10 protein-coding genes and 1 pseudogene are annotated in these 12,023 nt (G+C 33.8%); 8 read left to right on the top strand and 3 right to left on the bottom strand.

Features of this window, described 5'->3' with window-relative positions; genetic code table 11:
* Positions 1–532 precede the first annotated feature (532 nt).
* The 4 genes from BLR93_RS11110 to BLR93_RS11090 all read left to right on the top strand — a co-directional run bounded on the left by BLR93_RS11110 (position 533) and on the right by BLR93_RS11090 (position 5,798).
* The gene (locus tag BLR93_RS11110) at positions 533–1,360 is read left to right on the top strand and encodes a hypothetical protein (protein ID WP_245690123.1); all 828 of its coding nucleotides are present in this window, start codon (positions 533–535) and stop codon (positions 1,358–1,360) included.
* A 344-nt stretch (positions 1,361–1,704) separates the two neighbouring features.
* A complete protein-coding gene (locus tag BLR93_RS11105; protein ID WP_093214383.1) occupies positions 1,705–2,661 on the top strand; it encodes a LytTR family DNA-binding domain-containing protein in 957 nt (318 codons plus the stop codon).
* A 1,593-nt stretch (positions 2,662–4,254) separates the two neighbouring features.
* Positions 4,255–5,103, top strand: coding sequence for an ABC transporter ATP-binding protein (locus BLR93_RS11095; RefSeq protein ID WP_093214377.1), 849 nt, complete (start codon positions 4,255–4,257; stop codon positions 5,101–5,103).
* Positions 5,103–5,798 (top strand): ABC transporter permease, encoded by a 696-nt coding sequence (locus tag BLR93_RS11090; protein WP_093214374.1) that lies wholly within the window; start codon positions 5,103–5,105, stop codon positions 5,796–5,798. The genes BLR93_RS11095 and BLR93_RS11090 overlap by 1 nt, the downstream gene beginning before the upstream one ends.
* Positions 5,799–6,121: 323 nt before the next feature.
* On the opposite strand, the gene BLR93_RS11085 is transcribed toward BLR93_RS11090, so the two are convergent.
* Both BLR93_RS11085 and BLR93_RS17790 read right to left on the bottom strand, forming a co-directional pair.
* Positions 6,122–6,505 (bottom strand): hypothetical protein, encoded by a 384-nt coding sequence (locus BLR93_RS11085; RefSeq protein ID WP_093214371.1) that lies wholly within the window; start codon positions 6,503–6,505, stop codon positions 6,122–6,124.
* Positions 6,506–6,603: 98 nt separating this feature from the next.
* Positions 6,604–6,771: a plasmid recombination protein gene (locus BLR93_RS17790; RefSeq protein ID WP_139184415.1), complete on the bottom strand. Its 168-nt coding sequence runs from the start codon at positions 6,769–6,771 to the stop codon at positions 6,604–6,606.
* A gap of 512 nt (positions 6,772–7,283) precedes the next feature.
* On the opposite strand from BLR93_RS17790, the gene BLR93_RS11080 reads away from it, so the two are divergent.
* On the top strand, positions 7,284–7,793 hold the full coding sequence (locus BLR93_RS11080; protein WP_093214368.1) for a sigma-70 family RNA polymerase sigma factor: 510 nt from the start codon (positions 7,284–7,286) through the stop codon (positions 7,791–7,793).
* Positions 7,786–8,877, top strand: coding sequence for an anti-sigma factor (locus BLR93_RS11075; RefSeq protein WP_175559326.1), 1,092 nt, complete (start codon positions 7,786–7,788; stop codon positions 8,875–8,877). Before BLR93_RS11080 ends, BLR93_RS11075 begins: the two co-directional genes overlap by 8 nt.
* A gap of 208 nt (positions 8,878–9,085) precedes the next feature.
* Here BLR93_RS11075 and BLR93_RS11070 read toward each other — a convergent pair whose 3' ends face one another.
* Positions 9,086–9,823: a hypothetical protein gene (locus BLR93_RS11070; protein WP_093214363.1), complete on the bottom strand. Its 738-nt coding sequence runs from the start codon at positions 9,821–9,823 to the stop codon at positions 9,086–9,088.
* A 1,144-nt stretch (positions 9,824–10,967) separates the two neighbouring features.
* On the opposite strand from BLR93_RS11070, the pseudogene BLR93_RS18300 reads away from it, so the two are divergent.
* Together BLR93_RS18300 and BLR93_RS11055 are read left to right on the top strand one after the other, a co-directional pair.
* A pseudogene (locus BLR93_RS18300) lies at positions 10,968–11,299 on the top strand (VOC family protein).
* Between the two features lie 213 nt (positions 11,300–11,512).
* A complete protein-coding gene (locus BLR93_RS11055; RefSeq protein WP_425440937.1) occupies positions 11,513–11,695 on the top strand; it encodes an ATP-binding protein in 183 nt (60 codons plus the stop codon).
* Positions 11,696–12,023: the final 328 nt, after the last annotated feature.

Genomic DNA, 12,023 nt, shown 5'->3' with positions numbered 1-12,023 from the left:
GTGAGTGCGGTTTTAATCAACTAATTATTTATGATTAAATAATTAGTATTAATAGAATTAACAGTCTTACTAATTTGAAGTGAGGCTGTTTTATTTTATTATTTATGGTAAATTTTGTAGTGAATATACTTATGTAATGTTAAACATTAGAAGTTTATAGGTTGAATTTTTTTAGGGCATATGATTGCAGGTCAAAAGGATATATGTTTTTTTAGCAGATTAATATAGTTCATTAATAAAAATAATTAATTAAATCTAGGAAGGAGTCATTTTAAATAGTAATTATGAATAATAAAAAAAATTTTTATATTGATATTAAAAATAGAGCGATGGATATTTATGAACAATACCAATACCTTGTAAAAAAGCTTTAAAAAATGAAAATGATATCTCAAAATATAGTCTGAAATTTTATCTTAAAGAAGATTCAAATTTAGGAGGAAAAGCTTGGTCTACTAACTATTTAGACAATATACAAGTAAATAAAGGGGTTATAGATAATTATTTTGATTATTTTTATGGGTTTACAAAAATGCAAACGGATGGTTTTTTGGAAAAATTACGTATTGATGACGATGGAGAAGTATCGTATGAGTTTATAAAATTTGATGATAATGGTAAAGCTGACCTTTTTGATAGTAAAGTTATAGATTACAAATTAGCTGGATTACTTACAATTTTTGTATCTCGTTTTATTATTACTCATGAATTAGGCCATCTACTTAACGGGCATTGTGAATATTTAATCTCAAAAGAGAAGAATAGTGTGCAATACATTTCGATGTTTGAAGAAGACAATAGCAAAACTATAAAAAACGTATCATCATTAGATTTCAGAACTTTAGAAATGGATGCGGATGCATTTGCCGCTACGGATAATTTTAGAAATTTAATCTTACTTTATGAAAAATTTGAAGACATGGTTGACAAAGATTTAAATATAAAACCAATAGAATTATTTTACTGGTGGTCATTTGCAATTAGAAGTAATTTTTTAATAACACAGAGAATTATAAGCGATGAAGAATATAGAACAGATAAAAAGCATTTGCCGAGTGTAGCGCGCTGGATTTTAATACTAGGGTCAATAATAAATATTATAGATAACGGTATGTATAAGATAAATTATAGGGCTGGAGATAACAAAGAAAAATTATTAGAATCATTAACTACGGGATTCTTATTTGCTGAAAAAAGTTATAATGAGCGTTTTTATACAAATTATAATTGTTTAGAAGAAACCATTTATAGCACAGATTATGGACATTACGCAACAGCAACTCAAATGAATTGGGAGAATCTTAGAAATGAATTACAAAAATATTCAAGATTGCCTCTGTATAAATCAAATAATGTTTAAATGGATTCCGCTTTACTAAGTAAGGCGGATTTTGTAATAAGTCATCATAATGTATTACTGGCTTATTTTCGTTTATATAAACTATAAAATAATTAATACTTTGTATATATTGGGGGAAGGCATAATCAATTCTAAAAAGAATAACTTGTTACGTAATTTTCCTCTGCTTATCAATTTCTATATTCAAAAGAAAAAGGAATGTTTTAATTAGTCATTCCTGAGTTTGTCTGCAGTCTGAAAAGTCCATAAACAGGTTTTATTAAGATAAACGAAGAATATAGTACATATAATGGTATACTATGTAAATGATGCGTGGACTTTACAGTTTAAAAGGAGTTTGTAAGATGACGAGTTTTAAAATAGATTATGAAGCTGGGAAAAGCGGAATACTGCCGCCGATTTCTCTTAGTTTAAGTGAATCACATACCACAGCGATTTCCAGTGATACGGATATGCAGGCGGAGTTAATACATACACTGCTCCGTAACGAAGATATTACCGTGTTTGATCGGAACGAAGGGTTATATGATCGTTTGACAGTAATGGATAATGTCACTTTCTATCATAAATGGTTCGGTTGTTCGATACCATTGCCTGAAATTCTCGTGATGTTCGAGCTGCAAATGTGTGCCAAAAAACCTTTGCGGAAATGCACGCAGTCTGAAATTGCTCGTGTGTACTATGCTAAGTATTTTATGATGAAAACGTATCCAATGGTTTTTCAAGAGCCGATTCATGGTGTTGATATAAAGACGATCAATACCTTTATCAACATGCTTAAAAAGATAACAGACAACAAGATACCAGCACTTATTCTAGTATCTAATATTGAACATGCTCTGCTTCTTAGCGATGTTGCCTATCGGCTGCAGGAAAAAGGTCTACTGGAAATTGAATTAGATAACGGGGAGAAGGATGAGAGTACACCTGCGGAGGAACCAGCTTTTACACTATCCACAGCAAAATTATTCAAGATTCCTGCGAAGATAGATGATAAAGTGATTTTGTTCGATCCGATGGAAATTGATTATATCGAAAGCCAGGATGGTAAGGCCACGATTGTTATAAACCATGAATCTTTCGCACTTGATTCGACGTTGGCTGAAATAGAAAAGAAATTAGAAGTTTATGGATTTTATCGGTGTCACCGATCATACATCGTCAATTTGCAAAAAGTACGTGAAATCATTACATGGTCCAAAAATACCTACTCACTCCGAATTGATAACCAAGCAAAATCAACCATTCCGTTAGCGCGGACGAAAATACAGGGTATCCAGGATATGTTTAACCTGAAATAAGTACAGCATATCTTAGTGCCCACCTTTCTGTTAGCTGTTTTTGGATTTCTGGGGTGTATTTTATATATTTGAAAATTACATGGGATAACGCAAGTCACGATAATCTATTAGATATTTCGACGGATTACGAAGAGAAGTACACAGGTATATAATATAAATAACCACTCAACTAGAGTGGTTATTTATATTATGAAGAGAAAGGAGTGTAAAATATGCTAGAAGGTAAAATATTTTGGATTTTTATGCTCGTTTATATTTTATTGGCATTATTAATATTTTGGTTTGTTCCAAGCGATATAGCGATTGTACCGATAGCTATTTTGCCCCTAGCGGTGTTTATACCGTATAACATCCTAATTCTAAGAAATAGAAAAAAGAGGAATACTAAAAATAATCAATAAAAGAAAGACAGTGATCTGTAGGATTGCTGTCTTTTTAGTTATTTTATAATTTTCATAGTTATATAAAGGAATTCTTAAATAAAATCCAAACTTGAAAATAGTCTTATTGGTATGTTGCTACTGCAGGACCGAGCAGCCAGTTCTAATCATTGTAATTTACATACCGTGTCTCATACCGTACACAATTTAAAACACATCCTGTGTAACATCTCTCAACAAACACACTTCGTATCATCTTATCATCTATTATGCGCATAATAGATGGACGCAATAACACACTCGGTGTGTACGCTATTCATTCATACAACATATCATCCGCCGTATGCATATCATATGAAATGACGTATGACTGTTAGATATACCATGAGATCTCATACGATATATGACTCCTTACGCATACGATATGTAATGCAATGTATGTTTTTGAATGTGCGGTGTGACATATCGTGGTGATATTATAGACTATACTGATCAGGTATCAGTGATCATTTCATGTTTGATTAACTTTGGCATAATGGACAAATATTAATGCAGAAGGGGGAGCGTGAAGAGAGCCAATACAATTTTCATGAAAATATCGGGTCTTTTAATACAGAATTCTTTAGTATGTAGGCGTGTCTATATCTATCGTATGATAAATAGGAGGTCTATCATTATCGCTTTGATAGCAAGTGCTGGGATATACTTTACTTTGTGATACTGATGTCACAAATGGGATTACCATAGTTGCCTTTAAAATGTGCGTAGAACAGTTCCTTGATCCCTTTGTGTATTAAAGAAATGGAATAGTAAATAAGACTATACAATATGTTACATAACACATAACCTTAAGATGGATTACATTGAAGCAAATGTAAGAGTGTTACATTTATATACATGTTAACTCTTAGTCACATAATCATGCTAAAATATTAAGTTTAACTTTGTAAGCGCAAGACGCTTTTATAAAGTGTCCTGTTCTTTTTGAATGAGTGCTGCCACGAATTCCGGAACTGATTTAGCAATATTAGTAGTATCCATGTGACGTTGCGAACGGTTCGGTTGTTCCATGAAACAAAGCTCCTTTTGAGGGATTCACTCAACTTTAAACGGGTACAATTAGGCCTCCTTTGAGTACATCTCGCCTTGATATTACTGCATTCATAAACAATACAGGATACGATAGGTTCAGATCATCAAAGGAGGAGTTCAATTGGAAAATGCCATTAAAGTAACTGGGCTGAGAAAGGTATTCGATCAACATGCAGCCATTGAAGATATCAGTTTCAGTGTAAAGCCAGGAGAAATTTTTGGATTGTTGGGACCGAGTGGGTCCGGAAAAACAACAACAATAAAAATCCTAACAGGAGAGCTTGGACAAACAGCAGGTGACGTATACGTATTAGATATAAATGCTCCATTATTTGGTACAGCTGATTTCAAATCCAGAATTGGGATATTATCAGATAATAGTTCGTTGTATGAACGCCTCACGGTGTATGATAATTTGAAATTGTTTTGTAAGTTGTATGATGCACCGCTGGAACAAATTGAGGTAATGCTGGATGAAGTAAATTTAAAGGAGGCGCGCAGCAAAGTCGTGTCAAAGTTGTCGAAAGGGATGAAGCAGCGTGTTCTGCTGGCAAAGGCACTTATTCATAAACCAGAACTCGTATTTTTAGACGAACCTACTTCCGCTTTGGATCCCGGGAATGCTGCCCATATCCATCGTGGACTGCAGAAGCTGAATGAAGCTGGAACGACGATTTTTATAACCACACATGATATGGAGGAAGCAACAGAGTTATGTGACCGTGTCGCCTTTTTAGACAAAGGTAAAATACAGGAGTTGGGCAGCCCGGATGAACTCCGGTATAAATACTCTACGCATGCCTTCCATGTGGAAACATTTGATGATGAACGACTGGTCATTGAAAATGAGGCCGGGAACGCCGATAAAATTAGGGATCTAATTGCAAACGGAGAAGTAAAATCAATACAATCGGACAATCCGACACTTGGTCAGATCTTTTTAAAAGTAACCGGGAAGGAGCTGGTATAATGAACACCCAACGTATAGGCGCCATTTTTGAAAAAGATATAAAAGATTTCATGAAGAACATGATGCTTTTGATGATGCCGATTGTCCCTATTATACTGGCGTTAATTTACAGTCGATTGGGTGAAGGTGAAGAGCTTCCGATCCCAATGTTATATTTAATTGTCGGTGTCACCTTTTCCTCTGTAACAGCAAGCTGCATGATGACCATGATGGCTGAAGAAAATGAAAAGAAAACATTACGTGGACTTATGCTGTCACCCGCCTCTTTTATGGATATCATTATTGGTAAAAGTCTAGTAGTGGGGCTCATGACTTTCATAGCTTTAGCTATCTCTCTGTTTTTCGCTGGCGTTAAGCCTTTCTTAAGTGTTCAGGCTATCATTGGGTTAATACTATTATTTCTATTCTTTTTATTCCTTGGCATTGGTATCGGCCTATTCACGAAATCTGTTGCCTCAACATCTGCCTACCTAATGCCGGTTATGTTTTTGTTTGGGTTCACACCCATGATTGAATTTTTTGGTCTTGGAGAAGACAGTATCGCTATTACGATAGCAGATCTATTTCCGATCATGCAGTTAATCAAAATGCACGACACCAATTCCTGGGTCCCAATAGGTGTGGTTGCGATTTGGACAATCGGCGCAGCACTCTTCACTTATATCTGTTTTAAAAAGGAAAGGACAGATGACTGACTGTACGAGTGAGTAAATTATAAACTTAGGATAATTTTCTTCATTGACAGGCAACGCATTCTTTATAAGAGAAGGCGAGTGCCTGTTTTTTATGCTTGAAAAAGCGGTCCAGCTAGAAATTTAATTTTTATGGTGGTGTATCAGATCCAAGAATACTATTTACTGCTTAGCTATATGATTGTATCTGAGGTTAAGTGTGTATGGCTTTTTTGATGAGACGGCAAGTTAATACGGTACCTTAACTGTACCGGTTTTTTTAGGGTAAAATAAATGAAGAGGTGTTTTATTACAACTCCTTTGGCTAATCAATTAAATAATCTTATCTATTTTAATACTGATACTTGCCTATTAATTTCATCTATCTGTTCTTCTATAGAGTATTCATTCGTCGAATAATCACGATTAATTTCTTTTTCCGAAGATAAATGCAAACACCATGCTTCTAGTTTAGCTTGGTAAGTCCCCTCTAAATGATTTAAACTAGAGGAAGAGCCAACATAGCCATTTCCTGCCCCAAATGTTTCGAAACGACCAGCATATCCCTTTAATGATGCCGGAGCTTGGCCTACTAACTTTACAAGCCTTGGATAACCATTAAAATCAACTATCAAAGAATTATGGTAATTTTCATCATTTATCAATAACTCTTTTATTTGCTCTTGTGTTAATATTTCCCGGCTTAAAAACTCTATGAACAATAATTTCAAAACTATAACCCGAATCTACAAAGCCTTCTTTCTCCTTAGTACAAATCTTATCAACATTAATATTTACAAACTCATTTTCCAACAGCCACTTGGATAGGCTACACTTGGTTGGACAGTTTCGTTAAGGTCCGATACACTTTACTAAATTTCACAGTCGAGGAGAGCGCGTTTTTCGTGCTACTGTCACGTTCTCTCTGGTTGTGAAATTGTATTCTCTTTATGGCTTGCCCCTTCAATTTCTGCATATGTACCACAGCATAACTCATATAATCACAGCCCCCATTAAGCGTCAGCGTCTAGTTAAGGTGTAGCCACACTACACTTTACTTCGTAAAGTTAACGTGTGGTGTGCGACGCTAAATATGTTCGACTATTCTAGTCGATCAATCGCAACTACGATTGAAAAGTCAAAACCATAAAAGAAGGATTATTTGCTTAAACGCAAATCTCCCAAACCCCATCCTCAATATTGAGGATGTTTCACTGATTCCTCGGATCTTGAAAGGGGGGAACGGGGATTATACGGCTTCTTCAATCGTCCCTAGCATCTTGATACAGCCTTATTTACATAGTCATTAATTCGTATGCTCTCCGAGGATAAAATCAATTCAGAAAATAAGGCCAAAATTGATTCGCTATCACTAGTAAAAAAAATATTGTATTATTGTCTAAATTTTTACACTGTTGTAGTATCATAGTTTCTATTTTTTAAACATACACAAATTATAACTGTAACTTTTTTTAAATCCATACGTGGATATATTGAAGGGGGAAGTAAATGGATAATCAATCATTGGATACTATATATCGCTCATATATGATAGATATATATCGCTATTTACTTTCTCTTTGTGGAGATTCATACCTTGCAGAAGATATAGTTCAAGAAACCTTTTTAAGAGCATTCCTTTATATCGAGGATATTAATAATATAAATAATATTAAACCCTGGTTATTTAGTGTCGCATATCACACTTTTGTTGACGTTAAACGTAAAGCAAAATTTAACGTTATAAAAGAAGACTATTTCTTCGGAAATATTATGCAGATGGATTCACCAGAAAAAAAGGTAATACTTAAAAAGCAAGTACAAGAGATAAGACAAATTATAAATAAAATGAAAGAAAAACAAAAGCATGCAATATTGTTGGTTGATTTTCATCAATTATCTTACCAAGAGGCTGCAACCGTTATGAGCGTGAATGTACCACATCTAAAAGTATTATTGTTCCGTGCTCGAAAAGCTGTTGTTAAGCGTCAATATGAAAGGAGTAAATTCGATGAGTGATGATTTTAAAAAAAAATTGGATGATTACGCAGAAGGGAAATTATCCTCAGAAGAGGAAATGGAATTAAATAGGGAATTAGAAAAAATGGAACAATACCAAGCTTATATAGAAGAACAAGTGGGGCCAAATAAAAATAATATAGACCCTGAACTTAACAATAAAAGACAAAAAGAAATTTTAAAAAAGGGGAAATGGAAAGCTCGTTTTCAGAACGCCATAACTGCATTAAGCATTTTGGTCGTTATAACAATATTATGTAGCTTTATCACTAATGTATTCTATGCATGGGGAGACCGGGGAGCAGTTTACGATGATGTTATTGAGTCAACTATAGCTTTAACTGAACCAAATTTAAGAGTAACAAGTAAAAGCTTTTCTCCCAACTCTTTTTTTACTATGAATTGGAGTGGGGAATTAGCCAAAGAAATAGGAAATGATGTTGAAACCATAAATAAATTAGATATGAAATTTTTACTTCATTCTCCTATCAATTTTAATCTACAGACTAAAGATGACCAAAATAGTTATTTTATTAGCCCTAATGATAATGAGACTCTTAGGAACAATTGGGGTAAATTGGAAGTGTTGCCTGAAGGAACCGTAGTGGAAGCTTATATTTCATTTGACCAATTTTATACAACCGCCCAAGTATTTAACAAATTGAAAGGAAAAAATTATAGACCTGTTTGGTTTGCTGTAAACTCCGGGCCAAAAACGGAGGGTGATAACAATTATAAAGTAAATAACAATCCTATTGGTATGCCTTTTATTCCTGTTAAACAAACTAGCAGTTCAGAGAGTGGGGGTATTTCTTCTCAAGAAATAATTAATAACCCTGATACTCGTAACAGTAAATTTATTCAAACACTACATTTAATAAAAGATTATGAACATATAGCGGAGGGAATATCAACATACCCATCTTTTAACTTAGAAAATATTATTCGATATATTGAGGAACATGGTGTCAATATATATGGCGCTGTTATCACTGGACCAAAGAAAGAAATTCTTAATCTTCAAAATGAAGATTGGGTGTCTACTGTTCAGGTGGGAGAAGCGCGTTTATGGAATTGGAATTAATTTAATAGAGAGGAAAAAAGGGGAAGCGCAGTTGAAAAATATGGCCAACTCAGCCAATAATCAAAGTTATCAGCCGAGTTATTATGCTTTTCCCCTTTACCAACTTTATTCGCTTTGTTTAAGCAAATAACCCTAAAAGAAGGAATAACCATAACGATTTTCCAATTTGGAATACCGTGTTAATGTGAAACTGAAATAAAATAGAAATTTACAAATCTCCGTCTACATAACCACCTATAACACCATCTTCATCTCCAAATACATGGTGTGTGACGGTACCTGCTTGTATGCCCCCATTAGGAAATCTGATATTATAAGAATAATAAGCTCCCCCATAAGCTAGACCCAAATTAGTAAATTCCTCATCCCTTATTTTAGTTAACGTAGTAAATGCGGTTAATTCTCTTTCCACATTCCCTCTACCGTCTATCATTCCAGTGACTCTAGAGCTATTAGCTGTATACGCAGCTTCTGCTCTTAGCCTCATTATATCAAGACCAAACTGCGAGTGAGTCCATTCATGCCAAATATCCCATCGAGTTGACATAGTGCTAAAGTTACTTTTATTTATACTCGAAGACACTGTAACGTCTCCGCCCTTCAATTTTAAGCTTTCGCCAGGTTTAAGCTCATTAATACTTTCCATTATTTCTTTCATAAGCTCAGGATCATTAAGGTATTCCACGAATTTTTTTTGTTTTTCTTTAGGCAATTCCTTGAATTTTTGAAGTACTTCTTGTGCAGGGGCTGGTTTTGAATTCATATTTAAAGTTTTTTTATTTAAAGTTTCGTGTTGCTCGATTTTTTCGTTTAGATACTCCATATAGTCACCTGGAGTTTTAACTGCCTCATACTTTTCTTGTGCAGAAGCAGTCATTGTACCAAACCCTACAGAAAGCGCGGCTAACGAGAATACAAATACGGCAATAGCAATAATCTTTTTCAAAATAATACCCTCCTGTTTTTTATTAATTTCATAAAAATAAGGACCTTTTCACCTCCCATTCATCCTCTGTGTTACAACTTCTTGATATAATGTTATATTCCTGCAAAATATCTATTTTTTTCCAAAAAGTATAAAAATGCTAGATTTTAAATAAAGACGGTTTATCTGCGGTTACCCTTTTTAAATTCCACATTTTTAACCGGACTTTTTTATTTTTTTAGTGCATAGTGATTCTTAGTAAGTGGCTAAAGTTTAGCCTGATACACCTAGTTCTAATATGGAACTACCCTTTCCTATTACTTCTATGAATTGGTAGCTTCTGATCTATATTCTTCTAACCAGTTATAATATAATTCTTTATTTTGTTTTGATCTTTCTTTTTTCTTCTCTACGTTCCATGGCAAGCTTGTATTAACGTTCTTTTTTTTGTTACTTTTTACATTGATAAGGTCTGTTCTGCTCTCATATGTAACCCATTTGCGAAATATAGAGGGGAATTTTTATGACTATCAGCTACACCATGATCTTTTTTCCGTCATGTGTTTATATTGAAGAATGTTAATCCAATTTGATAGGTTGTTAGAATCGTTTGAATGATAGTTTTAGAACCAAAACCTTTCTCATGTAGAAAATCGCCTAATTCTCTAAACATGAAATGTTTCTGAATAATATGTAAAACAGGATTTTGATTTTCGTTGTTCGTATTTTACTTCATCTAGCGTTCGTATTTTTCGAAACCTGATGATTTAAGGGTTTAGCGTCCTTGTTATTCTCATAATCGTTGTTTTATTGTTTTTTTTGAAAAGACCTATTATAAAAGTAATACTCTAGCTTCACAACTGGAAAGTTTCATGCAGATATTACTGTCTTGATATTGCTTCCGTTGGTGATGAGAAACAATTTCATAATATAATGTATCCTATTTTAAATGAACACTTTAATACATATAAAGAAATGGAATCATTACATGTAATTCGTAAATCAAATTTATAGTAGAACACCCCATCAACATATTTCAGAATTTAGAATACAAAAAGCAAAAGCCACTATATCAAATGTAGATAAAAATATGAATGATATTACCTTTTTACTTGGATTTCAAAACCCTGTTCTTTAGTAAAATGTTTAAACAACATATTGGTATATCTCTTATAGAATATTGAAAAAAGGTGATATTGGATACGAGAAATTAGGTCTCTCTCTTCTATTTAACACTGATAGTATGGCATTTTTTGAATGCGATGATCAGCGGCTCATGTTAACACTTCCAAAAAAGAAGACCTCATCCATTCAAGTTCAGTAATTTATTTTCAAGTAAATAATATTAAAGATACTTTTGAACACTTAGTAGATAAAGAAGTTACTTTTATCGACGAACCACATGTTGTAGCTAAAATCGGACAAACAGAAACATGGATGGTATTTAATGATACAGAAGATAATACTCATGAATTGATGAGTGAAAAACAAGTTTAAGAAGACCAAAAGGAGACCGTCTAAATACACTAAGGGTCTCCTTCAATTTAACTTAGCCTTTTTTATACTTCTTTATCCAGAGTTACTTCGATTCTTTGCTTCACCACTATTTATGCTACGTTTCACCGAACCATGAGTAAGTGCGGTCACTGAGCATGACGCCTATACGAAATTGTAGACAGGATAGCCAGATGTACCATGGTTTCTGTCTTTATGGAAAATATATTATGGCGTTCGAGTAGCAATCGATCAATCGGTGGAGCCGGGTTAGGGTTAACTATTTCACAGCGAATTATTAGACAACATGGTGGAGAACTAATCGCAGAAAATTACCCAGAGGGTGGTGCAATCATGAAAGGCAGGCTGCCCTTGGATACCGATTACCAGTGCTATTAAGGGAAGGCAGTTACTTTATCCTAAAGAACCTCATGGAATCAAAATCTACAAATACAGTCTTGGGCTTTACCCAACCGCTTTAAGGAATCGTATCATAAGCGATGGTTAATACAAAAAAGGGAACTAAAGACAAAGGATGATAGAATACAGAAACTTAGAGGATTCTGATACTGTTCCTGATTCTTACAACCATAAACTATAAACCTATAGTCTAAGATTCTTTCAAATTATCCAAGTTTTTTATGTACATACCCCATTGGCAATAAACGTTAAATGAGTTAATTTTTTGTCGAATACCATGTAAAATTTCCCACCTATTATTGTATAA

The organism is Sediminibacillus albus, assembly GCF_900101125.1.
Classification (GTDB): Bacteria; Bacillota; Bacilli; order Bacillales; family Amphibacillaceae; genus Sediminibacillus; species Sediminibacillus albus.
The sequence above is the reverse complement of the archived record's forward strand: the minus strand, read 5'-3'. Positions and strand labels throughout refer to the sequence as shown.